The sequence below is a fragment of the Streptomyces sp. NBC_01451 genome (genome assembly GCF_036227485.1).
Taxonomy (GTDB): Bacteria; Actinomycetota; Actinomycetes; order Streptomycetales; family Streptomycetaceae; genus Streptomyces.
This window is the reverse complement of record NZ_CP109479.1, coordinates 1,209,699-1,233,844: the sequence shown is the minus strand read 5'-3', so window position 1 is coordinate 1,233,844 and position 24,146 is coordinate 1,209,699. Positions and strand designations below refer to the sequence as shown.

The following is a 24,146-nucleotide window of genomic DNA, read 5'->3' as shown; positions in this document are numbered from 1 at the left end:
CGCACCCTTCGAGGAGGAGGCCGTCATGACCACAACCGAATCCCGCCCGGTGGAATCGGCGACAGGCCACCCCCGTCCCGCGCTGCTCACCTTCCTGGGCGGTGTGGGCACGGTCACCGGCAGCAAGTTCCTCGTCGAGAGCGACCACGCGCGCGTACTCGTCGACTGCGGCCTCTTCCAGGGCCTCGCCGACCTGCGCAGGCGCAACTGGCGCAGTCTGCCCTGCGACGGCTCCGACATCGAGGCGGTCGTGGTCACCCACGCCCACCTGGACCACTGCGGATACCTGCCCAGGCTGGTGCGCCACGGCTTCCGGGGTCGGATCGTGACCACGGAGTTCAGCGCACGTCTGATGGAGATCGTGCTGCGGGACAGTGCCAAGCTGCAGATGGAGTCCGCCCGACACGCCAACGAGCACGGCTGGTCCAAGCACCGGCCCGCCCAGCCGCTGTACGACGACTCGGATGTCGACCGCGCCCTGGGGCTTCTCGACCCGGTGCCGACCTGCACGCCGATCGACATCGCCCCGCACACCCGGCTCACCCTGCATCCCGCCGGCCACATCCTCGGCTCGGCCTGGGCCCGGCTCACCCTGGAGGACGGTCACACCCTCGCCGTCAGCGGCGACCTCGGCCGCCCGGGTCACCCTCTGCTACGGCCGCCGGAGCCGTTCTCCGGGGCGGACGTGCTGCTCATGGAGTCGACCTACGGCAACCGGCGTCACGAGGAAGAGGCAGCGCGCGTCCACTTCGCGGACGTGCTGACCCGTACCCTCGCCCGTGGCGGCACCGTGGTCATCCCGGCGTTCGCTCTCGACCGCACCGAGGTCGTCCTGCACGAACTCGCCGAACTCCGCCGCACCGGTCGCCTTCCGGCAGCCGTGCCGGTGTACGTGGACAGCCCGATGGCCCTGGCCGCCCTCGACGTCTACCGCGAAGCCATCCTCACCCGGGCCTCCGAGCTGCGCCCCGAGGTCGTCGCCGCGGGCCACGCCGCGCTGAGCCCCGAGCCGTTCCTCGCCGCACGGTCGATCCAGGAGTCCATCGACATCGGTGAATCCACCGGACCGGCGGTCATCGTCTCGGCGTCCGGCATGGCCACCGGAGGCCGTGTCCTGCACCACCTGCGACGCCTGCTGCCCGACCCGCGCAACGCCGTCGTCGTGGTCGGCTTCGCGGCGCGGGGCACGCGCGCCCGCGACCTCGTCGACGGCGCCACGGCGTTGAAGATGTTCGGCGAGTACGTGCCGGTGCGTGCCACGGTCGCCGACGTGCCGCACTTCTCGGCCCACGCCGACGCCGCGCAGATCATCGACTGGCTGCGGGGCGCGCCCGCCCCGCACACCACATACCTGGTGCACGGCGAACCGGACGCGGCCGAGGATCTGCGGGATCGCATCGACCGAACCCTGGGCTGGACCGCCGTGGTACCCCGCTCCGGAGAGCACGTGCTCGTCCGCTGACGGCGCGGCCGACAGGTCTCTCGGTAGGGAAGCGGCCGACCGGACGGTGTCCGCAGGTCGGAGCGCAGCGGCGTACGCGTCGACGAGGACGGCTATCCCGAACTCACCACTCTCGCCGGCACGGTGGACTTCCTGGTCGTCCGGACCGGACAAGGGCCCCTTGGGACCCGAGTCCGGCCCGGAAGGCTCATGTGCGCCACCCCGCAAAGGAGTCGGCTGGCAGCAAGAGGGAACGGCGCGAGTCCGAAGGGAGCGACCTTGGGTACGAGTCCCACACCGCAGATCTGGGAGCTGTTCGCCGTTCTGCTGGTCGCGGCCGTGGGGGTGATGTTCGTCCTCACCGCGGTGCTCGACGCGCTCGCTGTCCGTCTGCTGCGTCGCCGGGTACGCAGGGCGCCGACGCGGAAGCCGCCCCGGCCGGGGACGGATCACGGCATGGCCGTCCGTTGCTGAGCTCCGCGTCGGCGAAGCCGCTGGGCGAAGGCCCGCCGTCATCCGGTGGTCAGCTCGTCGGCGATCCCCACGGCCCAGACGTCGATGGCGTCCCAGTCGCGGTGGTCGCCGAACCGGCCGCCCACCAGGTGGAACAGGACGCGTCCGGTGCGGGGCAGCTGATCTCGTGCGATGACACCGGAGAACAACCGGTGGTCCCGGAACGGCAGATCGCCGGGCAGGCTCCCGACGATCACCGGTATCTCCTTGGGCGCCAGCCGCTTCCACGGACCACGCAGCGCGCCCGGCATACCGACACTGAAGATCCACACAGGCCGGGAGCCCAGTACATCGAGGTTGTCACGCAGGAAGTCCTTGGCCGCATCCAGCCAGGTCTGCCCGTGCACGGCGCTGCCCAGGACGAACGCCCGGTACGCGTCGGCGTCGTCCACCGTCGTCATGGCCCGCGCCTCGGCCCTCAACCCGGCCTCGCTCAGCCGGACGGCCAGCCGCTCGGCGATCTCACGCGTCGAACCGTGATCGGTCGCGTAACCCACCAGGACATCCATGACGGCACCTCGACGTTCCCCTCGACCTCTTCGGGCGGGCTTCGGAAGCGGTCGCCCGGCGATCACCCTGTGCCCGCACTCCTGGTGCGGAGTTCCCTGACGTCCGCTGTCTGTTGTGCGCCTCCCGTTCTGGCCGTGGGGAGCGCTCCGACGCCGGCGGGAGGCGACGCGGGCCACTGCGGGGCGGGCACCGCGACCACGGGGACCGTCGCCTGACGCAGACAGGCGCGGGCCACTGGACCTGTCGCGAGCTGGTCGTACGACCCACGGGGCGAGCGCCCGAGCGCCAACAGCAGTGCGCCGCGCGCCTGTTGCAGCAGAACCCGTGCGGGTGGTCCCTCCACCACGACCGCGTGTACGGCACTGTCGATCCGTGGCCCGAAGACCTCGCGGAGCGTCGAGGAGAGGAGTTGTGCGGCCCGCTCCCGCTGCTCGGCGGGCGTCGGACGTGCCGAGACGGGGGCATAGGGGGCGAGCCGTGGGCCGGTCGGCTCCCAGGCGTGCACGGCGACGACATCCGTGTGCAGAGCGTGAGCCTGCCGGGTCGCCCAGCGCAGCGCCTCCCTGGACGCCTCCGACCCGTCGATGCCCACCACGATGCCGTTGCCGGCGCTGAGTTCGGTCATGGCAACCTCCCCGGATGGCCCGCTGCTCCCACGGTGGCCCGGACCGGGTGGCCGAGGCGTGGGCCAAGTGGCCCTGAGCGGGTGCCGAACGGGCCGCTTCTGCGGCGGTCGCGCGGGGACATACGGTTCCTTGCCGCCTGGCCGAGGCGGAAGCGCGGGCACATGTCGGTGGCCGGACGGTGCGCGGCGGCCCTTCCACGTCCGGGACTGCCGGTGCCGGTGCGGGTGCGGGTGAGGGTGCCGTTCCGTAACGGTGGCGGTCGGCCGCGGTAACAGCGCTGGTCGCCACCTCTGCCGTGCCGACGCCGCCGTCCGGCTCTTCCTGCCGAGGGCGATCCGCTTCCCGCCGCGTCGCTCGACACCTGCCCTGCGAGGGTGACCACGCCGACCGTGACGGTCTGCTTCAGCGTCCCGTCCAGGGGGCCCGGGCAGAGCGGGCCGGTCAGCTCTCCATCCGGCCCGCGACGGCCCTGGACGCGGTCTCCTCGTGCCGGCACCGTACGGTCGGCGTCAGCGGTTCACGGTCAGTGGCACGGTGTCGACGGTGACGGGCCTGCCGTCCTTGGGGGACAGGTAGTACGCGGTCAGCAGGCCCGGTCCGCCGCGGGCGGCCTTGTAGGGGAAGGTGACGTCGAAGGTGCCGCGGGTGCCGGTGCCGGAGGTCGCCTGGACCCGCACGTCGGCCGCGGTGTGTCCGGTGGTGTCGGTGACCTTCAGACGGAACACCGCCTCGAACGTGTTGGCGCTGCCCCAGACTCGTACGGGGGTGCGCACGGTGTCGCCGATCAGTGGGGACTCCATCAGGACGGCCGGGGCCAGGTCCTCGAAGTCGGCCCGTCCCACGGGGCCGTTGAGGACGATGCCCTCGCCGCCGAAGTACTTCACCGGCTTGCCGTCGAGCTCGAACCTGACCGAGTGGATCGAGGGGAAGCGGGTCAGGGTGAACACGACCTGGGCGAGGCGGGCCCGCATGGACAGGCTGCCGCCGCCGTCGTACCGGCCGGAGAGGTCCACGGTCGCCACGTGGTCGCGGACCACGACGGAGCGCAGCGTGGTGCCGGACGGGATGGCAGTGGTGCGGCTGCGCGCGCCTTCGTAGCGGCTGGGGCCGGCCAGCAGGGCGTGGACGGCCCCGGTGGCGGTGGCCGGGGCGGTCACGGTGCGCGGGGCGGGCGAGACCTGCTCGCCGTGCAGGAAGTAGACCGCGGTGCGGATCTGTTTGGCCGCGGTGGCGGAGCCGCTGCTCGTCGAGGGCGCGGGGTGTGTGGTACCCGGGGCGGCGGGCGTGGACGGCGTGGCCGGTGCGGGCGTTCCGGTGGTACCGCCCGAGGTGGCTGTGCCGGCCGGGGATCGCGAGGGTTGGTCGATTCCTCCTGGCGTACCCGAGCCGCCGCTCGTGCCACACGCGGTGACCACGAGCAAGGGGAGAGCCAACACCGCGGTGAGGGCTCTGCGGTGGCGTCGGCAGACGCGGGAGTTCGGGGCTTCACTGTTCATGGCAGCCTCCCGGGACACTTCCATCCAAGTCCTGCCGGAGGCGGGCTTCCAGGGCCTGTCGGCACTGGTCACGAGGCCGACCGGGGTGAATGCACGGGCCGTTCGGCCCCGCGGCAGGGGCGGCGTGGTTGACGGGGCGTCAGGTTCCGGCACCGATGGTCCGTCGGCGGCGCAGGGCCAGGTCCGCGATGGGATCCATGCCCGCGCGACCCGTGCCGCAGCGCGGCCGGTCCCCGGCCCGACGCGGGCGCCACGGCTGCGACACCGCCGGGCCCCGGCACAGGTCGGCAGGGCAGGGGTGTCAGTCGTGCGGGACGACGGCGACCGGGCACGGCGCGTGGTGCAGCGCCGCGTGCGCGACCGGCCCGAGTTTCCAGCGCAGGCGCGACGGATGCCTTCGGCGGCCCACGACCACGAGTCCGCTGTGCGCCGCGGCGTACAGGAGCACCGCCGAGGCCGGACCGGTCGAGACCTGCTCGACGACGGGAATGTCGGGGAACTTCTCGCGCCAGGGCACCAGTGCGGCCGTGAGTCGTATGCGTTCCTCAGCCTGGTAGCGGCTGTCGGCGCGCCCGGCGGCCATCGTGTGCGGATAGGGCATCAGGGTGGACAGCGGGAGGGCCCGTACGGCACGCACGCCCATTGCGCGCGAGGCGGCGGAGGTGAACGCGAATTCCAGGAGGGAGTCGGAGGCCGGTCCCGGCTGCTTCAGGCCGACCACGATCTCATCGTGGTCCACGGCCGCGGGATGCTCCCAGCCGTTCTCGACGGCGGGGTCGCCGGCCCGGACGGTGACGGCCGGACACCGGGCGAGGCCCAGTACCCGCAGGCTGATGGAACCGAGCAGGAAGCTCGCCGTCGATCCGTGTCCGCGGGAGCCGAGCACCACCAGTGCCGCGGTCCCGCTGAGGTCCACCAGCGCCTCCGCGGCCGGGGACGAGGCCAGCTCCGTGGTCAAGGTCAGACCGGGGTAGCGGTGGCGCAGTTCGGTCTCGGCCCGCTGGAGTGCCCGTCCCCCGTACTGCTGCTTGCCCAGGGCTTCCCGGGCGCCGGGCACATCGAGCGGCTGGGTGGTCCAGGAGTGGAAGAGGAGAAGGGGAAGCCGCCTTTCGACCGCTTCACGGGCGGCCCACCACGCGGCCGACGTGCCGGCTGGGGAACCGTCGAGTCCGACGACGACAGGACCGGTCATGGCGCACCTCCGGTGTCTGCGCGGCGCGCAGGGACCACTGTGCCGCGCGCATTCCCCCACCTCGGTCACTTCCAGGATCGTTGCCGGACGGCTGCCGGACGAGGGCCGGAAGGTTCGCTCCCGGGGCCGTCCGGCCCTGTGGCGGGTCGGCCGGCCAGGAGAGCCCGAACCCTTGAGGGGCGCGGCCGATGCCGCACGGCTCGGGGCCCGCAGTACGGGCGGGCTCGGTCCGGCGTGGCCTCCCCGGAAGGCGGCCGGCGTTTCGCGAGCGGTGCGGTTGCGTGACCGGGGTCCGTGTCCTGAGGGCCCGGTGCGTCCGCCGGGCCCGACCCCGCGTCCCCGGGAGGCCGCAGGCGGGTTCCGGCAGAGAAGCAGGGCACGGTATCGCGGCGCACCGCGACTCGGAGTTGCGACGCCCTGCTCCGGGTGGGGTGTCCGGGGAGCCTGACGACGGCCCGGGTGACGTCCCGCCCACCTTCGCGGTCGCGCGGAGGCGGGTGGCTGCGCCGGTGTCCCCGGCCACGTCGACCACCAGGTCCGGTGCGGGGATCTCCAGGCCCTCGGGGCGGAGAACGCCCACGACGTCCTTCGTGACGGCCAGGTGCTCACCCGGTGTCATGCCCCCGACCTGGTCGCGGGTGACGTACACCGTGGCGGTGCCGGCGAAGCACCGGTCGCCTTGCCGAAGGCGACGGGCGCCGTGGTCTTCCCCTCCCCGAACGGTTCCCGAATCGAGGCCGGAGCCGGAACGCCCTCGGGGGCAGGGGCCCAAGGACCCGTCCCGGGTGCCGGTAGGCCCCTTGAGGACCGCGATGTCCCGTGGCAAGGCTGGATGTGGTGGCGAGGGGGGAGACATGCTGTGGTCCCGGGGGAAGTCGTCCAGGCTCGGGCATCCGGACACCGACACCGTGCGGTTGGTCCCGGAGCCGGCCGCGGGGCAGGACGGTTCCGATCCGGTGTTCGTCGACTCCAGCGGGCGCCGGGGCCGCCGCATCCGGCGTGTCGTGTACGCCGCGGGCGCGCTCTGTGCCGGGTACACCGCGGTGCTGGCGCTCAGCTTCATGGGTGCGACACCGTTCGCCCCGAGGACCGTGCTGCCCGTGCCGGGCGTGCCCTCCGAGAAGCCGGGTTCCGTGGGCGAGACCCCGCGCGACCTGCCGGTCACACCGGCGACGTCCCCGTCCGGCGGCCCCTCCGTCTCCCCGTCGGACATCCCCGGCCCGTCCGCCACCCCCACGGACTCCGGGCAGCCGTCCTCCCCGGCCACGAGCCCGGGTCCACCGACCACGCCCACCGGCGACACCAGCCCGACGACCGCGTCCGGCACCCCCTCCGACACGGAAACACCGGCCTCGACCGGCCCGCCCGAGGAGACACCGAGCCCGAGCCCCGCGACCTCCGGGACCACGCCCACCGCGTCGCCCGGCACGGATGACACGGCGTCCGGCGACATCCCGTCCGGAGCCTGACCATGCCCGGACGACCGACGAGGCGTTCCACCGGGCGGCAGACCACCCGTCCCGGCGACACCGCCCGCGCCCGGCGCTCCGCCTCCCGCCCCCGTGTCGTGTCCCTGCTCCTCGTCCTGGCCGTCCTGTCGGGAGTGCTGCTCCTGCACGGCTACGCGCACGGGGAGTTCGCCGCGGACCACCGCGTCCACCCTCCGGTGGCGGCCGACCACGTGCCCCGGGAAGTGCTGCGGGGCGGCCCGGTGATCGACACCACCGGCTCCCGCACGCGCAGCTACCCACTCCCGGACCGCACCGTCGCCCTGACCTTCGACGACGGCCCCGACCCGACATGGACACCGAAGGTGCTCGACGTGCTCGACCGCTACGACGCCGAGGGCACGTTCTTCGTCACCGGCGCGGCGACCGCCCGCGAGCCCGGACTCGTACGCCGCATGGTCGACGAGGGACACGAGGTCGGCCTGCACACCTTCACCCACCCCGACCTGGTGTACCAGTCCGAGTCCCGGATACAGCGCGAACTGGCGCAGACCCAGCTCGCGTTGGCGGGCGCGGCGGGGATCCACAGCTCGCTCGTGCGCCCGCCCTACTCGGCGCACGCCGCCGACCTGGACGACCTGTCGTGGCCGGTGGTCGAGCGGCTGGGCGAGAAGGGGTATATCACCGCGTTCGTCGACGTCGACACCGAGGACTGGCGCCGCCCGGACGCGCGCGCCATCGCCTCCCGCGTCACCGGGTCGCTGACCGGGCAGGGCGTCGTGGTGCTGCTCCACGACTCCGGCGGTGACCGCGCGCAGACCGTCCGGGCGCTGGACATCCTGATCCCCCGACTCCGCGACCGCGGCTACCGGTTCACCACCGTCACCGGTGCGCTCGGCGGTGCGGGCGCCCACCATCCGGTCGCCGGAGCGGAGTTGTGGAGCGGACGGGTCTTCGTGGCGGCCGTGGTGGCCGGCGACCGGATCGTGCCCGCCCTGGCCGTGCTGCTGGCCGCGGTGGGGGCGCTGATGCTCGCCCGGTTCGCGGCCATGCTCGTCCTCGCCCACCGCCACGCGCGGCGCCGCCGCGACCCGGACTTCTCATGGGGGCCGGAGGTCACCGAACCCGTCAGCGTGGTGATCCCCGCCTACAACGAGCGCGCGTGCATCGCGCAGACGGTGCTGTCCGTGGTCAGGAGCGAGCACCCGGTCGAGGTCGTGGTGGTCGACGACGGCTCCACCGACGGCACGGCCGACGTCGTCGCGTCACTGGCACTGCCCGGCGTCAGGGTCGTACGGCAGCCCAACCGCGGCAAGCCCGCCGCACTCAACACCGGCATCGCATACGCCTCGCACCGGCTGATCGTGATGCTGGACGGCGACACCGTCTTCGAACCGGCCACCGTGCACCATCTGGTGCAGCCCTTCGCGGACCGCCGCGTCGGAGCGGTCGCCGGCAACACCAAGGTCGGCAACCGCAGACGCCTGCTGGGCACCTGGCAGCACCTCGAATACGTGATGGGCCTCAACCTCGACCGCCGGATGTACGACATGCTGGGCTGCATCCCCACCGTGCCCGGCGCCGTCGGCGCCTACCGGCGCAGCGCCCTCCGACACGTCGGCGGGCTCAGCGGCGACACCCTCGCCGAGGACACCGACCTGACCATGGCCCTGCACCGGGGCGGCTGGCAGGTGGTGTTCGAGGAGCGCGCCCGCGGCTGGACCGAGGCGCCCGCCTCCGTCGGCCAGCTGTGGCGGCAGCGCTACCGGTGGAGCTACGGGACGCTGCAGGCGATGTGGAAGCACCGCCACGCGGTTGTCGAACGCGGCCACGCGGGCCACTTCGGCCGGTACGGACTGGCGCTGGTGGTGCTGTTCACCGTTCTCACCCCGCTGCTCGCCCCGCTCATCGACCTGTTCCTGCTGTACGGGCTCCTCTTCCAGGACCCGATACGCACCGCGCTCGCCTGGGGCACGCTGCTCGGTGTACAACTCCTGTGCGCCGCCTACGCGCTGCGGATCGACGGCGAGAAGCTGCGCGTGCTCTGGGCGCTGCCCCTCCAGCAACTCTTCTACCGGCAGTTCCTCTACACGGTTCTCCTGCAGTCCTGCACCACGGCGCTGACCGGTGCCCGCCTGCGCTGGCACAAGCTGCGCCGGACGGGCCGGCTGACCGCACCGGCGGCACCTGCCGTGGAGCTGCCCCCGAGGCCGCAAGGGGTGCCGCCACCCGCACCGGGCGGCGGGCCGCCTGCTGCCGCTGCGGCCACGCAGACCGCCCCGACCGCGTTCCGCAGGAGCGGCCGGAACCTCTACCTGGACTTCCTGCGCGCGCTGGCACTGGTCCGTGTGGTGACCTACCACACCTTCAACTGGGCCTGGCTCACCCTGGCCTTCCCGGCCATGGGCGTGATGTTCGCCCTGGCCGGCTCGCTGATGGCCCGGTCCCTCGACCGCGGCGACCGCTCCGCGTTCGCGGTGGTGCGTGCCCGCATGCGCCGACTGCTGCCACCGGTATGGCTGTTCGGCCTGGTGGTCGTCGCCGCGATGTTGCTGACGGGCTGGCGCCCGGACGAGGGCGGCGGCCCGAAGGCGGCCGGGTGGGCGCGGACGGTGTACTGGATCGTGCCGGTCGGCGAACCGCCCTTCGCCGACACCGACTGGGCCCGGCAGATCGTCGAGCCGCTGTGGTACATCCGCGCCTACCTGCTGTTCGTCGTCCTCTCGCCGTCGCTGCTGAGGGTGTTCCGCAGGATGCCCCGGACCTCGACGGCGGCGTTCCTGGCCCTGGCGGCCCTGGCCCAGAGCGGGCTGCTGCCGCTGCCCGCACGTGTCGCGGAGCCCTTCACCGATCTGTCGGTCTTCGGAGCCTGCTGGCTGCTGGGCTTCGCCCACCGCGACAAGCTCGTGCTCGGGCTGCCGGCGGTCCGGGTGTGGGCGGTGTCCGCCGTCGTCATGGCGGCGGGAGGCTGGTACGCCCTGACCCACCGCACCGAGGAGGGCTACGACCTCGGCTCCATCCCCGTGAGTCAGGCTCTGTGGTCCTTCGGCTTCGTGCTCCTGCTGCTGCGGTTCGGCCCGCGGAGCGACCACTGGGTGACCCGCCACCGGCCGGTGCACGCTGCCGTCGTCCTGCTCAACGCCCGGGCCGTGACGGTGTACCTGTGGCACGAGGTGGCGCTGGTGCTCGGGGTGGTCCTCATCGACCGGATGTGGCAGGTGCCCGCGTTGGAGAACTCCCTGCCACTCGGAGCCACATGGTTCCTGTACCTCGTCGCCTGGCCACTCATCGCCCTAGCGGTGCTGCTTGTCGGATGGTCGGAGGACCGGGCGGCGAAACGTCCGGTACGCCTCTGGCCACGACCGGTTCGGCAGACCCAGGGAGCCAAGGGAGACCGGCCCCGGAGCGCCCGTGACAACTGACGCCCGCTCGCGTGGCACCCGAGCACACGGGTCCCGTCTGCGGGAACACAGTGCCACCTACGCGCGTACGTTCCGGGTCTGCTCGCACGCACGCCGGACGCCACCCCGATGCGCCGGACCTGGGTGGCGTCCGGCGAGGGGCGCCGGGGAGCCGACTCGGCGCCGCACGCACCGCCGAGGTTGTTGCTGCGTTGCCGCCCTCGCGCTCTGTGAGACCGAAACCGAGCGAACAGTCACGCGCCGCTCGCCGAGCCGAAGCCGGGGACTGCGGAAGGTGTCGCAGACGTATCCCGTGCAGCCATCGTCGAGGTCGTCGAGTGCGTCGTCACTCGTCCTCCTGACGGTGCGGTCGTCACTCGTCCTCCTGACGGTGTGAGAGGGCGTTTCCCCGCCGGGACACCAGCTCGCCGAGACCACTGGGCAGCACGGCACGACCGGCGTCACGCTCCACGACTACCATGAGACACACCGCTGCGTGGCCCTTCTCATACGGCCTCACACGGCGATGAGACGGTCCGCAACCGCGACCACATCCGGGATCTGTTCCACCGCCGACCTCAAGCGCGGGATCAGTGCGGCGTCCAGCGAGCCCTTCATCGTGACCGTGCCGTTCAGGACCTGAACCTGCACACGTGCCGGATCGATGCCCAGCTCGCCCTCGACGACGCAGGCGACGACCTCCGCCCGGATGGCCGCGTCGTCCCGGACCAGGGCCTGCAGCAGCTCACCGCGGCTGATGACCCCCACCAGGTGTCCCTTGTGGTCGGTCACGAACAGCTGCCTGATCCGGGAGCGGGCGGCCGTGCGCGCCGCATCGATCACCGAGGTCCAGGGGTGGACGGTGAGCGCCGGCGCCGACATCAGGGTGGCCGCCGTCACTCCCGCGTCCGTGCCACGTGACCGAAGCATCCGGGCGAACGCGCCGGGGCGGTCACCCGCGGTGAGGGACGCCGCCCGGGCCAGGAGGTCGGACTCCGCGACCACGCCGATCACCTGCTGGGCGTCGTCCACCACGGGTATGGCCCCTGTCTGCTGGCGGGCGAGCATCCGGGCGACGTCAAGGAACGGCGTGTCGCCGGGAATTCCGGCCGCGGACCGCCTCACGATGTCGCGCACCTGAAGTTCCGCGATCGTGCCCGCCTTCGCATGAGGGTGCCGGGTCGTGCCGACAGGGGTCTTCGCGGCGGGCAGGGGCCCCTGGACGGCGGCGGCCTCCGAGTGCGAGTGAGCGGCCATGGCCTGCAGGTAGCGCACCATCATGTCCTGGTGGAACTCTTCGGCCGGCGCCGGGGCGAACGTCGGAACGACACGCCGCGCCTCCGCCGACGCGGCGCCGTGTTCCCGTGCCTCTCGGTGGTTCATGGCTACCTCCCACACCGGGTGGAGACCGTGGCCCTGCTGTGTTTCCACCGTCTCGCCCGCGCATCGCCCAGGACAGGGCCGATCGGCCCTGTCCGTAGGGCAATCAGCCCTAGAGAGGCTTTCGGAACCTTCGTAACGTGAGAGCCGGGTCACGGCGAGCGCCGATGTCGTGCCCGGAGGTTCTGATGCCTGGGATCCGAGAGTTCCGTATCCGCCTTCGGCCGGCCGGTTCACCCGGCCAGGCCGCACCGGGAGGTGTCCCCGCCGACCGGTCGGCCGAGCTCGCGGCCGAGCTGGAGCCTCCGCTCACACGGCTGGACGACACCGTGGCCGAGGCCGACCGAATCCGTTCCGCCGCCGTCCGGGAGGCGGAAGCACGTCGCCGCGTCGCTGCCCGGCAGGCCGAGGACATGGTGCGGGCGGCACGGGCGCAGGCACTGGAGGTCAGAAGCGGGACCGCGAAGCGGATCCGGGAAGAGGCCGTCGCCGAGGCCGAACGGACGGACGCCTCGTCGCGGCGTGCGGTGGAGGCGTTGCGTGAGAGAGCGCGCGAGCGCACGCCTGCCTTCGCGGCGCGCCTGGTCGCGCGGGTGGCGGACGAACTGAGCATGGTCCCCCGCACCGAGCGGAGCGGACCGGACTAGGAGGGTCGCCATGGGCGCGGGCTGGGTCGCGGGCGTGACACGCGCCAGGTCGATGGCCGCGGGACGCCTCGGCCCGGACCGGGCACGGGAACTGGCGGACGCGGCCACCCCGACCGACGCCCTGCGCGCACTGCCCGGCACCTCCTACCGACGTGCCCTGGACGCGGAGCCCGAGTCCGCCGAGTCCGGGCGCGCGGTCCTCGGTGCCCTGCTGTGGCAGCTGCGGGTGCTCGCCGGATGGCAGCCCCGCCCGGGTGTCGCCGCCGTACGCCGGCTCGCCGCCGGCTTCGAGATCGCGAACACCCGGGACCACCTGCGTGCCCTGTCCGGCGAGCAGCGGCCCGCGCCGTACCGGCTGGGCACGCTGTCGACCGCCTGGCCCCGGCTGGCCCGGGCGAGGTCTCCGGGCGAGGTGCGGGCCGTACTGACCGCCTCCGCGTGGGGAGACCCCGGGGGTGAGTCGATGCCGGCGGTGGTGACCGGGATGCGGCTGTCGGCGGACGCCCGCATGGTGGCCGACCTGCCGCCGGCGGCCCGGTGGGCGGCGGGCGATGCCGCGCTGCTCGTGGCTCGCGAGACCTTCCTGCTGGGCCGCGGCCCGACCGGGCGGGCCGCCGTGCATGCCGAGCGGATCCTGGGCCGGTCGGCCGTGCGGGCCCCGTCCTACGGCGACTTCCGCACGCGTCTGCCGTCGGTGGCCCGCTGGGCACTGGAGGACACCGAGCACCCCGCGGACCTGTGGCGGGCCGAGGCCCGCTGGTGGCTCGCCGTCGAGAGGGACGGCCTGCGGATGCTGCACAGGGCGCACTTCGACGTGACACCGGTCGTGGGCGCCACCGCCGTGCTGACCGTCGATGCCTGGCGGGTGCGCGCCGCTCTGGTCGCCGCCGCCCACCAGGGCCGGGCACGGGAGGACCTCGATGACCTCCTGGAGTGACTCCCTGACGCCGGCGGCCCCGGTCCGTATGCAGCGGGTGGCGGTCGTCGCCCCTCGCGGCGTGCTGCGGGACGTGCTGGTGCGTGTCGCCGACGCGGGCTGCGTGGAACTGGACCGTGCCGACGACACGGCCCGGGGCACAGGACCGGCGGCACAGCGGCTGCAGGCGATGCGCGTCGAACCCGCCATGCCCGTGCTCTCCCGCACGGCGCCCGATCTCGACGCCCTCCGGGCGGCGGGCCGGGCCGATCTCCTGGCAGGCGAGGCGCAGGTCGAGAGCTACCGCGAGGCGGCGGTGCGGCATGGCACGGTGGTCGCCCTGGCCGGCTGGTGCCCGGTGACCGAGGTCCCCCGGCTCGGCAGCACTCTGGCCGACGTCGGGGGTGCCGTCGTGCCGTTGCGCTCGCCGCGCGGCATCGATCCGCCGACCCAGCTGCCCGCCACGGGCCCGGTACGGCGTTCCCTCGTGCCGCTGGTGCGGACCTACGGGACGGTTCCGTACGCCGATGTCGACCCCACGCTGCCCGCCGGCATCGCCTACGTCGTCATGTTCGGGATGATGTTCGGCGACGCGGGCCACGGCGCCCTGCTGCTCCTCGGCGCGCTGCTGCTGCGGCTCGGGCGCCCCCGCGGACTCGCGTCGCTGCGGCCCGTATGGCCCTTCGTCGCCGGGGCGGGGCTGACGAGCACCCTGGCCGGATTCGCCTACGGGGAGTTCTTCGGACCCACGGGCGTGCTGCCTGTGCTGTGGCTGAACCCGCTCGACGAACCTGTGCGTCTGCTGGCGAGCGCGGTCGGATTCGGCGCGTTTCTGCTCGCCCTGGCCTACGCGGCGGGCATCGTCAACCGGTGGCGGGAGAGCGGACCGGGCGGGGCGCTGTACGCGCCGTCCGGCATCGCGGGCGCCTCGGTGTTCCTGGGGTTCGCACTGGCCGCCGGTGGCGTCGTCCGGCACCTGCCGGTGCTCACGGTGAGCGGCTCGGTGATCGCCCTGGCCGGACTGGCGCTGGCCGGCACCGGGCTCTTCGCCCAGTCGGGAGGCGGTGCCTCCGGTGGTCTGCAGACCGGCATCCAGCTCTTCGACGTGGTGGTCCGGATCGGGTCGAACACGCTCTCCTTCGCGCGGCTCGCGGCGTTCGGGCTGACCCATGCCGCGCTCGGCGGGATCGTCTGGCAGGGCACGACCGGCCTGGCCCGGGGCGGGTCCGCGACGCTCGTCGCCGCACCTGTCGTCTTCGTCCTCGGCAACGCGCTCGCCTTCGCGCTGGAGGCACTGGTCGCCGGCGTCCAGGCTCTGCGCCTGGAGTTCTACGAGCTGTTCTCCCGGGTCTTCGACGTCGAGGGCCGGCCCTTCCGGCCCTGGCACGTGCCCACACAACACGGAGTCTCGGCACAACACGGAACGGAGGCGATGACATGATCGCCTGGCTGATCGCGCTCCCTGCGCTCGTCGCGGCGTTCGTCGTCACCCGACGGCTGCTGCGCCGCCGCAGTCCGGGGGCGTTGCGGTCGATCCTCGCTGCGGACGCGGCACTGTTCACCGGAGCCCTGGCACTCCTGCTGGTCGCGCTGAGCGGTGGTTCGGCACACTCCCATACGGCCACCGCGGCCGCGCAGAGTTCCGGCTCCAGTTCCGCGGCGCTCATCGGCGCCGCCATCGCGGTCGCCGGCGCCTCGATCGGCGCGGCGATCGCCGTCGCCTACACCGGGGCCGCCGCACTGGCGGTGATGAGCGAGCGCCCCGAACTCTTCGGCCGGGCCATGGTCATCGTCGGTCTCGCCGAGGGCATCGCCATCTATGGGCTGGTCGTCGCCATCATCCTGCTCGGAAAGACCTGATCATGGCTCACATAGCGGCGATCGGGGAACGGCTGCGCATCGCCGGACTGGCGTCCGCGGGCGTGGTCCTGCACCCCGCGCAGGATCCGGAAGCAGTGCGCACAGCCTGGCACGGGCTCGCGCCGGACGTGGATCTGGTCATCCTCACACCGGCCGCGGCCGAGGTGCTCGGCGAAGGGCCGGTGGACGGGCAGGGTCCGCTCATCGCGGTGATGCCGCCATGAGGACCTCACTCCCCCCGGAAGCCGACGCCGCGCTCGATCCGGTGCGGGCACAGCTGCTGCGGGCCGCCAGGGTCGATGGCGAGGCCCTGCTGGCCGAGGCCGATGCCCAGGTCGCGGCCGTGTTCGCCGAGGCCGAGGGCCGGGTCGCGGCGATTCTCGCCGAGGCGCGCAGGCTGGGCGAGGCCGACGCCGAGGCCGCCCGCGACGCCGCGCACACCCGTGGCCGCAGGGCCGCCCGTGCCCGAGAGCTCGCCGCCCGCCGGGAATGCTGGGAGGAACTGGGCCGACTGGTCGTACGTGGTGTGGAAGACCTGCGCAGGGCCGATTCGTACCCGCTCCTCCGCACCCGGCTGACCACGTACGTCCGCGCCGCGCTGGGCGCCGGCGTCCGGGTGACCGAGGCCCCCGGCGGAGGTGTCGTCGGCGAGACGGAGGGCCGCAGGCTCGACTGCAGTCTGGCCGCGTTCGCGCGCCGGGCACTGGAGCGGACCGGTACGGAGGCGGAGGAGCTGTGGGCACCATGACGTTCGAACCGCACGGACCCGGCCGCGTGGCGCGGGTCACCGGGCCGCTGGTCGAGGCCGAGGACGTCGGCGGCACCGCGATGAGCGACCTGGTCGCACTCGGCGACGCCGGCCTGCCCGGGGAGGTCGTCGCGATCAGGGACCGGGTCGTCACCGTCCAGGCGTACGAATACACGGGTGGTCTGGCCCCCGGTGCACCGGTGCGCCCGCTCGGCAGACCGCTGTCGGCGCCGCTCGGCCCGGGACTGCTGGGCGGCATCTTCGACGGGCTGCTGCGCCCGCTGGCGGCGGCGGGCACGTGGCTGGAGCCCGGCGCCGTCGGCCGACCGGACGGGCGGCGGCCCGAGTGGGCGTTCGTGCCCCGGGTGGCGGCGGGCGACCCGGTCGAGGAGGGGACCGTCCTCGGCGAGCTCCACGGCGCGGGTCCGGTTCCGCTGCGGGTTCTGGTGCCGCCCGGCTGCAACGGCCCGGTGGACCACATCGCGCGCGCGGGCCGCCACCCCGCGGACGCGATCGTCGCGTCGGTGGCGGGCACCCCGGTCCGGATGACGGCCCACTGGCCCGTCCGCCGGCCCCGCCCCGTCCGTGAGCGCCTGGAGTCCGGCAGGGCACTGGGTACCGGACAGCGGGCCATCGACCTGCTCTTCCCGGTGGCCCTGGGCGGCACGGTCGCCGTCCCCGGCGGCTTCGGCACCGGCAAGACGGTGCTGCTGCAGCAGATCGCCAAGTGGTGCGACGCGGACGTCATCGTCTACGTCGGCTGCGGTGAACGCGGCAACGAAATGGCCGACGTCATCGACGAGTTCACCGCGCTGACCGACCCGCGCACCGGCGGCCGACTCACCGACCGGACCGTGATCATCGCCAACACCTCCAACATGCCGATGATGGCCCGCGAGGCCAGCATCCACACCGGGGTCACGGTCGCCGAGTACTTCCGCGACATGGGCCTGGACGTGGTCGTCATCGCCGACTCCACCTCCCGGTGGGCCGAGGCGCTGCGCGAGTTCGCCTCCCGCACCGGCGCCCTGCCCGCCGAGGAGGGCTATCCGGCAGGCCTCGCCTCGGCCCTCGCCGCGTTCTACGAACGTGCCGGGGCGGTGACGACCCTGGGCGGCTGCAAGGGTTCGGTGACGGTGATCGGCGCGGTGTCCCCGCCCGGCGGCGACATGGCGGAGCCCGTCACCGCCCACACCCAGCGTTTCGTGCGCTGTCTGTGGACCCTGGACCGCGAACTCGCCTACGCCCGCCACTACCCGGCCGTCTCCTGGGCCGAGTCGTTCTCCCGCGACGCCGAGGCGCTCGGTGCCCACCACGCCGCGACGGACGACCCGGGCTGGCCCGCCCGCCGGGCACTGGTGACGGACCTGCTCGCGGAGGCCGACCGACTGGCCGACCTGGTCGACCTGGTCGGCATCACCGCACTGCCCGCACAGGAGCGGATCAGCGTCCTGGGCGGTCGGATCGTGCGCGAAGGCGTGCTGCAGCAGAGCGCGCTGTCCGAACGCGACGCCTACAGCGGCGCGGAGAAGACGGCCGCGCTCGCCGAGGCGGCGCTGGCCGTCGTCGGCAGGTGCCGCGAACTGGTCGATTCCGGGGTGCCGGCGGAGCGCGTCGAGGAGGTCGACTTCACACCGGTGCTGCGCGCCCGCGAGGAGGCGGGCCCGCACGACGCGGCGACGGTGGAGGCGCTGCGCAAGGCGATGCTGGACCGGCTCGGGGAGGTGTCGTGAACACCACGGAGGACTGGGGCCGCATCGAGTACACCTCGGTGCGGGAACTGCGAGGTCCCCTCGCGGTCGTCGACAAGGTCGAGGGAGTCGGCTGGGACGAGTTCGTGCTGTTCACCCTCGACTCGGGCGAGCAGCGGCACGGACTCGTGCTGGAGGTCGACCGGGGCACGGCCGTGGTGCAGGTGCTGGAGGACACCGCGGGCATCGACCCCGCGCGCATCCGCGCCGCCTTCACCGGGGCGCCGCTGCGCATCCCGGTGGGACCCGGTTGGCTGGGGCGGGTGTGCAACGGCCGCGGTGAACCCCTCGACGGAGGTCCGCCCGTCTTCGGCGCCGCCGACTCCGCCGTCGGCGGCCTCCCCATCAACCCGGTGCGCCGCGAGCCCCCCGCGGAACCGGTGCTGACCGGGATCAGCGCCGTCGACGCGCTCTCCACCCTCGTACGGGGCCAGAAGCTGCCGGTGTTCTCGGCGGCGGGTCTTCCGCACCTGGAGCTGGCCGCGCAGATCGCGGCCCAGTCGACGGCCGGAGGAGAGCCGTTCTGTGTGGTCTTCGCCGCCATGGGGGTGACGCACGCGGACGCCGACTTCGTCCGCGACAAGCTGGAGGAGCGGTCCGCCGCGGGTGAGTTGGTGCTCCTGCTCAACACCGCCGACGACCCCGTGATCGAACGCATCCTCACCCCGCGCATCGCGCTCACCGTCGCCGAGCGGCTGGCCTTCGGCGAGGGTCGGCACGTGCTGGTGGTGATGACGGACATGACGAGCTACGCCGAGGCGCTGCGCGAGGTCTCCGCGGCCCGCGGTGAGATCCCGGCACGCCGCGCCTATCCCGGCTACCTCTACAGCGACCTGGCGTCCCTCTACGAGCGGTGCGGGCGTATCCGGGGCCTGCCCGGGTCGGTCACCGTGCTGCCGCTGCTGACCATGCCCGCGGGCGACATCACGCACCCCGTACCGGACCTCACCGGGTACATCACCGAGGGCCAGATCGTGCTCTCCCGCGAGATGCACGCCAGGGGTGTCTATCCGCCGGTGGACGCGCTGTCCTCGTTGTCCCGGCTGATGCGCAGGGGCGCGGGTCCGGGCCGTACCCGTGACGACCACCTCGATGTCGCCGCGCAACTGCTCGCCGCCCTGGCGCGGGCCCGGCAGATCAAGGAACTGGCGGACCTCGTCGGACAGGCGGCGCTCAGCTCCACCGACCGCCGGTACCTCGATCTCGACGAGGCGTTCGCCCGCGGGTTCGTGGCCCAGCGGCGCGACGAACTGCGCACGCTCGAACAGACCCTGGAGCGCGCCTGGCAGGTGCTGCTCACCCTGCCCCGCAGCCAACTGTCCATGCTGCCGACGGAGTTCCTCGACGCGCATGGCGCGGCGGAGGGAGGGTGATCCCATGGCGGATCTGCGGATCCCGCTCGGACGGGCCGGACGGACGAGGGTGCGCCGCAGTCTGGAGGTCGCGCGGCGCGGCGCGGACCTGCTCGACCGGAAACTGCGCATCCTGCGCGCCAGGCACGCGGAACTCCTGCGCGCCGAGCACACCGCACGCGATCACTGGCACGAGTGCCTGAGGGAGGCCGAGACCTGGCTGCGGCGCGGGCTGCTTCTCGGTGGCGAAGGGTCCCTGGACGGGCCGCCCCCCAAGCGTCCCGCCGGATTGGAAGTGGTCTGGACGTCCACGATGGGCGTACGACACCCGCGGACCGCGTCCTGCACGGTGCCGGAACGGGAGCCGGAGGCGTTGTCGCCCGCGAACACCGCGCTGATCCATGCCGAGGCCGCCTACGCCGAGGCCGTGCGGGCCGCCGCCGAGTACGCCGTCGCCCGCGCAGCGGCACGCGCCGTCGGGGCCGAGGTGCTCAGCACCCGCCGGCGCGTGCGCGCCCTGCGGCGCAAACTGATCCCGCGACTGGAGCAGGCGCTGGCCCGCGTCGAACTCGCCCTGGAACAGAGCGAGCACGAGGACGCGGTACGCAGACGCTGGGCCGTCCGTGCCCTTCAGGACGATGCTTGACCTTGACGGCAGGAGGCGGCAGCACACGTCCAGTGCCGCGGAGCTCGTGTCGCGACTGCCGGCGAGGCACGAGGACGATCGTCATCAGCCTCCTCGTACCTCGCCTCCGGTAGTCGCCCGGAGGCTTCCGGTCGGCAGACGACGCCTCGTCGACGGCGGATCGGTGGCCTGCGAGGTGGCGTACGACGTGGGTCGTTGTCCGCGTGCCGTCAGGGCTGGGCGGGACCCGTCAACTGGACGATGTCGTCGGAGTAGACGTCGTGGAGCCGGATGGCGAGATCTTCCAGGGCGCGGCTGGCGGCGAGTTCGTCGCCGATCTCCGGAACGGAACGGTCGATCGGGTTGCGGCGGGCCACGCCCCGGCCGGTGACCTTCGACGTGTCCCGGGTGGTCAGGACGGCACGTGCGTGGGTGTCGTCTCCCTCTTCGGTTATGTAGATCTGTACGGTCCACTGCTTGGCTTCCATCGTGATCACTCCCGAGTGGCGGGTGCGAGGGCCGGACGCCGGGCGGTCCGGTCCGCAGATGTCCGGAGCGGGACTGCGGAAGAGCGCGCGGGGCGGCTTCTCCCTCCACTCCTCAGCCTGCGCTCCTCCGCACGACCGGTCCAGGGCCGAACGGCCCGCCGAGAGGGCGTCATCGTCCATCCTCCCGGGCGGTGTGCCCGGCTCGTGACGGCCGTCCGGCCGTAGTCGAAGGAGGTGCGCCGCTCATGCCGCGGGACGTCGGCCGTCGGCAGGTGTCCGACGCTGGGTGTGCCGTCGTCCTGGTGGGCTGCGGCCGGGGAGGTCTGTCCGGGGATGGGCGGCCACACCTCAGGATTCGACGGGCCTCCCGGCCGGGGCACGGCCCGACGTCAGAAGTCGAGTGCTTGCGGCGGCGAAAGTGCTCACCTGCCGGCGGCTACGGCACCGAGTCTCTCCGACCCGGCAGCTCCCATCGGGCGGCAGTCGGGACGGCGCCGCCCGGCCGGACGAGAGCCCGCCGGTGGCCGAGCCCACCCGGGTGCCGCCCCGTGGCGGGTGCCCATGCCCGAACACGAGGGAGCCGAGCGCGGCCGGGACGACGAGGTCTCGCGCCGGCCCTGCGCGAGCGGGCTCACGGCCGCAGCCGTCGTACGCGGCTCGCACCGTCGGAGCACGCCGGAGGAGCGGCTCACCTCGGCTCCCGCGCGCTGCCGGTCACCGCGCGCCGACTGTCCGGTGGCGGTCGTGGGCGATACCGGGCATGTCAGCCGACAACTGCCGTACGTCGTCGTCGGTGTGGGGGCCGGTCGGGACGGCCGTCGCCGTTGTGTGGCCGCCGTCGACCACGCCTTTGGGCAGCCGCGCTGTACGGCGCCGCGCTGCGGGTGCCGCAGGTGTGGCACCCGACTCTCCTCGGCGTCCGGACGAGCCGGCGGGCCGCCCAGGCCGCTCACCCGGAGGCGGAAGTGCACCACGAGGTGGTCCACAGCCGGGTGGGTGGCACCTCGCGCGAGGGCGTCGCGACGGACACTGCGCCCGCCTGCGCACCTGCCTCATCCGTGTCCGGCCGGGGGTGGCGCGTCGGTGTTTCCGGTCCCGTGTTCGACATGGCGGACGTGTGCGTCGGGGCCGGGGAAGACGAGCGTCACCTCGTCCGTGTCCGACCAGCGCACGTCGTAGGGTGGCGTTCCGTCCTCGTGGTGCAGTCCGACGATCTCTCCGTCGTGCCTGGTGGTGCCGGTGGTCGGGCTTTCGACAATGAGCTGATCGCCCAGTTGAGCTTGCATGGTCGCCGTCCTTCCCTTCCTCGGAGTGCTGGTGTACCCAACGTGTCACCCGCTGCCTGCCGCCGCATGGGCTCGACAACCCTCATGCGGGGGCCGGTCGGCCCGGTTTCCTGCCCGACCGGCCCCAATCGGATCCTGACCGGCTCACTCGTGGTCGACCGCCATGGCCAGGGCATTCGCTCCTTCCACTTCGCCATGAGAGGCGTCAGCCGGCTCACGTCCGACCGCGCGGACACTGTCACGCCCTGCCGAGTGCGGGGTCACGGCGGTCCGCGTGGCCGCGCCGCGACCGCGACGATCCCGTCCGGCGGCAGCGGACGCGGCTGCGCGATGGGGAGGAGCCCGGGCCCGACGAGGTGCCGGGTGGAGGGAGCTGTGGCGAGACCTCGTCGACCGGTTCACCGACCCCTTGGCCCGCTGTACGACTTCCCGCTCAACGAGGACGGCTGCGTGGAGCCCTGACTCGGGCCGTGCCGTACAGCGGTGGGGCGTCCGCTGTCACCCGGCGGCCAGGACCGCGTCGACCGGTCGTCGTGGGGTCGGCCGGCCCCGGGTGGCATGACCGAGGCGGAGGATCATCTGCGGGAACTCTCCGCGGGTGAGAGTCGTGCGCAGCCGGGCGCGCAGCCGGGGCATTTCGAGGGGCTGGGTGTGGAAGGCGGCCACGGCCCAGCGCGTGGTGGCGTGCAGGAGGACTCGCTGCAGGGCCTGTCCGGCGCGCAGCCAGTCCTCCAGGGTGTCGTGCCGCGTGGTGAGGAGGACGATCAGTCCGGTCTCCGGCGGCCAGACCGCGGGTGCGACGGGCGGGGTGCTTGTGCAACGGAGGAAGTCGCGCCCGGCGAGACCGGTCCGGTCCGGGTGGGCGGCGCAGGCGTCCAGGGGGACACCGTCCGGACGCTCGTCCAAGGGGGCCCGGGTCCAGCGGGTCAGTTCGGCGACACGTCCGGGATCGGCGCGGTTGACGGCTTCGGCGGTGTGGACCAACTCGGCGAGGTCGCGCCGGGCATGGGGGAATTCCACCGTGTACAGCTCGGCACCCTCGGCCCGTGCGTGCTCGCGGAGTTCCCCGACCAGTGGCTCCGGGAGAGGGGAGTGGTGGAACGGGCCGCGGTGCGTGTGCCGTTGCCGCAGGGCGCGGTACATGAGGTTCTCGTCGCTGCTCGGCCGGGCGTGCGCTCCCCAGCCGACGCCGGCGACGTGGGCCGGGTTCCACGGGTCGGGGAACATCCGCACGACGGGCCGGAAGCCCAGGTGCAGCATCGCGATCCGCAGGTTGAACAGGGCCGCGCCGCAGCTGATGACCTGCTCCCGCCCGTCCGGGTCGGTGAGCAGGAGCCGGCGCGTGGGGTCCGCGTACAGATCGAGCCCCGTCTCCCGGTTGACGAACAGCCAGGGCTGGCTGTTGTGGACCGAGGGCGCGGTGACGGCCGCGCGGACCAGGTGGTTGGCCGCGTGGTCGACCCGGGTGTGTGTCGCGTCCATGGCGGACACCGCCGTTCGTCGCTGTCTTGATCCTCTCAGGGCTCAGTCGTGCGCCACGGCTGCGACAGGGCAACGCGCGTGGTGGATCACGGTGTTCGTGACCGGGCCGGTGTGCGGGCCGAGGCGGGTCTCGCGCACGCGGCGGCCGACGACGAGGAGTCCTGCGCCCGCGGCGGCGCGGACCAGCCGGGGTCCTGCCCTGCCCTTGACGACGGTCTCGGCGACCTCGACACCGGGGTACTTGTCGCGCCAGTTCCGCAGCACGGCGGTGAGGAAGCCGCGCCACTCCTCCTCGCGACGGGGCCCTTCGCCGATGCCGGGCGCGCCCGGGCCGAGCGCGACGGCCGACGAGTTGTCCCAGGCATGTACCGCGTGGAGCGTCGCACCGCGCAGCCGGGCCGTCTCGAAGGCGAACTCGACCACCGCGTCGCACGGGTCGCGCACGTCGATGCCGAGAACGACGTCACGGTACGGCGTGAGGAGCGACGGGTTGCCGTCCTCGTCCGCCAGATGTTCGTCCTCGGACCGCTCCCCGGCCTCGACCAGAACGACCGGCAGGGTCGCCCGGGCCACGAGCGACTGGGCCACGGACCCGACGAGGAACCCGGTGAAGCCGCTCAGGCCGCGCGAACCGAGCACGAGCAACTCGGCGTTCTGCGCGGCGTGCGACAGGGCCACGGCCGTCGGGCCCTCGACCTGCTCGTCGGTGAGCCGCGCCGTGGGGCAGGTCCGCGCGATACGGTCCTCGGCCCTGCGCAGAATGCCGCGTCCCAGGTGGCGCCGCACCGCGTCCGCCGCGGCGGAGGGCGTTCGGTCCGGGCCCCGGTCGAAGGCGTGCACCAGGTGCAGGGGCAGATCGCGGCGCACCGCCTCCCGGGCGGCCCATTCGGCGGCGGCCAGGCTTTCGGGGGATCCGTCGACTCCGGCGACGACCGGTCGTGACATGGCGGGGCACCTCCGTGGTTCTCCCGTGGCCGGTCCTTC

General features: G+C 73.4%; 21 protein-coding genes and 2 pseudogenes. 14 read left to right on the top strand and 9 right to left on the bottom strand.

The window, feature by feature from the left end; all coding sequences use genetic code 11:
• Positions 1–25 precede the first annotated feature (25 nt).
• Entirely contained in the window at positions 26–1,462 is a 1,437-nt protein-coding gene (locus OG595_RS05365) for an MBL fold metallo-hydrolase (protein WP_329268340.1), read from the top strand.
• A gap of 258 nt (positions 1,463–1,720) precedes the next feature.
• The gene (locus tag OG595_RS05360) at positions 1,721–1,915 is read left to right on the top strand and encodes a hypothetical protein (RefSeq protein ID WP_329268338.1); all 195 of its coding nucleotides are present in this window, start codon (positions 1,721–1,723) and stop codon (positions 1,913–1,915) included.
• Positions 1,916–1,953: 38 nt separating this feature from the next.
• Here the strand turns inward: OG595_RS05360 and OG595_RS05355 are convergent, their stop codons facing one another.
• From OG595_RS05355 to OG595_RS05340, 4 genes are all read right to left on the bottom strand, one after another.
• Positions 1,954–2,463 carry a flavodoxin domain-containing protein gene (locus OG595_RS05355; RefSeq protein ID WP_329268336.1) on the bottom strand — a complete coding sequence of 170 codons (510 nt, stop codon included), beginning with the start codon at positions 2,461–2,463 and terminating at the stop codon, positions 1,954–1,956.
• Between the two features lie 62 nt (positions 2,464–2,525).
• The gene (locus OG595_RS05350; RefSeq protein WP_329268334.1) at positions 2,526–3,089 is read right to left on the bottom strand and encodes a universal stress protein; all 564 of its coding nucleotides are present in this window, start codon (positions 3,087–3,089) and stop codon (positions 2,526–2,528) included.
• Positions 3,090–3,599: 510 nt separating this feature from the next.
• Positions 3,600–4,586, bottom strand: coding sequence for a GerMN domain-containing protein (locus OG595_RS05345; protein WP_329268332.1), 987 nt, complete (start codon positions 4,584–4,586; stop codon positions 3,600–3,602).
• Between the two features lie 301 nt (positions 4,587–4,887).
• Complete coding sequence (locus OG595_RS05340) at positions 4,888–5,778, bottom strand: universal stress protein (RefSeq protein WP_329268329.1); 891 nt, start codon at positions 5,776–5,778, stop codon at positions 4,888–4,890.
• 854 nt (positions 5,779–6,632) lie between these two features.
• Between OG595_RS05340 and OG595_RS05335 the strand changes: the two genes are divergently transcribed.
• From OG595_RS05335 to OG595_RS05325, 3 genes and pseudogenes are all read left to right on the top strand, one after another.
• Positions 6,633–7,247: a hypothetical protein gene (locus OG595_RS05335; protein ID WP_329268328.1), complete on the top strand. Its 615-nt coding sequence runs from the start codon at positions 6,633–6,635 to the stop codon at positions 7,245–7,247.
• 2 nt (positions 7,248–7,249) lie between these two features.
• Positions 7,250–9,418 (top strand): annotated as a pseudogene (locus tag OG595_RS05330) (polysaccharide deacetylase family protein); the annotation flags it as partial.
• Positions 9,419–10,648, top strand: a complete 1,230-nt coding sequence (locus OG595_RS05325) for an acyltransferase family protein (protein WP_329282663.1) — start codon at positions 9,419–9,421, stop codon at positions 10,646–10,648.
• A 495-nt stretch (positions 10,649–11,143) separates the two neighbouring features.
• Here OG595_RS05325 and OG595_RS05320 read toward each other — a convergent pair whose 3' ends face one another.
• Entirely contained in the window at positions 11,144–12,010 is an 867-nt protein-coding gene (locus tag OG595_RS05320) for a CBS domain-containing protein (protein WP_329268326.1), read from the bottom strand.
• Positions 12,011–12,195: 185 nt separating this feature from the next.
• Between OG595_RS05320 and OG595_RS05315 the strand changes: the two genes are divergently transcribed.
• The 9 genes from OG595_RS05315 to OG595_RS05275 are packed head-to-tail and all read left to right on the top strand — an operon-like array spanning position 12,196 to position 19,927.
• Entirely contained in the window at positions 12,196–12,654 is a 459-nt protein-coding gene (locus OG595_RS05315; protein ID WP_329268324.1) for a hypothetical protein, read from the top strand.
• A 10-nt stretch (positions 12,655–12,664) separates the two neighbouring features.
• Positions 12,665–13,591 carry a hypothetical protein gene (locus OG595_RS05310; protein WP_329268322.1) on the top strand — a complete coding sequence of 309 codons (927 nt, stop codon included), beginning with the start codon at positions 12,665–12,667 and terminating at the stop codon, positions 13,589–13,591.
• Positions 13,575–15,011, top strand: a complete 1,437-nt coding sequence (locus OG595_RS05305) for a V-type ATPase 116kDa subunit family protein (RefSeq protein WP_329268320.1) — start codon at positions 13,575–13,577, stop codon at positions 15,009–15,011. Before OG595_RS05310 ends, OG595_RS05305 begins: the two co-directional genes overlap by 17 nt.
• Complete coding sequence (locus OG595_RS05300) at positions 15,008–15,430, top strand: ATP synthase subunit C (RefSeq protein ID WP_329268318.1); 423 nt, start codon at positions 15,008–15,010, stop codon at positions 15,428–15,430. Before OG595_RS05305 ends, OG595_RS05300 begins: the two co-directional genes overlap by 4 nt.
• Positions 15,431–15,432: 2 nt before the next feature.
• Positions 15,433–15,654, top strand: a complete 222-nt coding sequence (locus OG595_RS05295) for a hypothetical protein (protein ID WP_329268316.1) — start codon at positions 15,433–15,435, stop codon at positions 15,652–15,654.
• Positions 15,651–16,178, top strand: coding sequence for a hypothetical protein (locus tag OG595_RS05290; RefSeq protein ID WP_329268313.1), 528 nt, complete (start codon positions 15,651–15,653; stop codon positions 16,176–16,178). The genes OG595_RS05295 and OG595_RS05290 overlap by 4 nt, the downstream gene beginning before the upstream one ends.
• Positions 16,175–17,911: a V-type ATP synthase subunit A gene (locus tag OG595_RS05285; protein WP_329268310.1), complete on the top strand. Its 1,737-nt coding sequence runs from the start codon at positions 16,175–16,177 to the stop codon at positions 17,909–17,911. The genes OG595_RS05290 and OG595_RS05285 overlap by 4 nt, the downstream gene beginning before the upstream one ends.
• Positions 17,908–19,302 (top strand): V-type ATP synthase subunit B, encoded by a 1,395-nt coding sequence (locus tag OG595_RS05280; protein ID WP_329268308.1) that lies wholly within the window; start codon positions 17,908–17,910, stop codon positions 19,300–19,302. The genes OG595_RS05285 and OG595_RS05280 overlap by 4 nt, the downstream gene beginning before the upstream one ends.
• A gap of 4 nt (positions 19,303–19,306) precedes the next feature.
• The gene (locus OG595_RS05275; protein ID WP_329268305.1) at positions 19,307–19,927 is read left to right on the top strand and encodes a V-type ATP synthase subunit D; all 621 of its coding nucleotides are present in this window, start codon (positions 19,307–19,309) and stop codon (positions 19,925–19,927) included.
• A gap of 209 nt (positions 19,928–20,136) precedes the next feature.
• On the opposite strand, the gene OG595_RS45305 is transcribed toward OG595_RS05275, so the two are convergent.
• The 4 genes and pseudogenes from OG595_RS45305 to OG595_RS05255 all read right to left on the bottom strand — a co-directional run bounded on the left by OG595_RS45305 (position 20,137) and on the right by OG595_RS05255 (position 24,107).
• A complete protein-coding gene (locus OG595_RS45305) occupies positions 20,137–20,574 on the bottom strand; it encodes a DUF1876 domain-containing protein (RefSeq protein WP_443072963.1) in 438 nt (145 codons plus the stop codon).
• Between the two features lie 890 nt (positions 20,575–21,464).
• A pseudogene (locus OG595_RS05265) lies at positions 21,465–21,680 on the bottom strand (DUF1918 domain-containing protein); the annotation flags it as partial.
• A 498-nt stretch (positions 21,681–22,178) separates the two neighbouring features.
• Entirely contained in the window at positions 22,179–23,162 is a 984-nt protein-coding gene (locus OG595_RS05260; protein WP_329268301.1) for an Acg family FMN-binding oxidoreductase, read from the bottom strand.
• A gap of 42 nt (positions 23,163–23,204) precedes the next feature.
• Positions 23,205–24,107: a universal stress protein gene (locus OG595_RS05255; RefSeq protein ID WP_329268298.1), complete on the bottom strand. Its 903-nt coding sequence runs from the start codon at positions 24,105–24,107 to the stop codon at positions 23,205–23,207.
• Between the last annotated feature and the right edge of the window lie 39 nt (positions 24,108–24,146).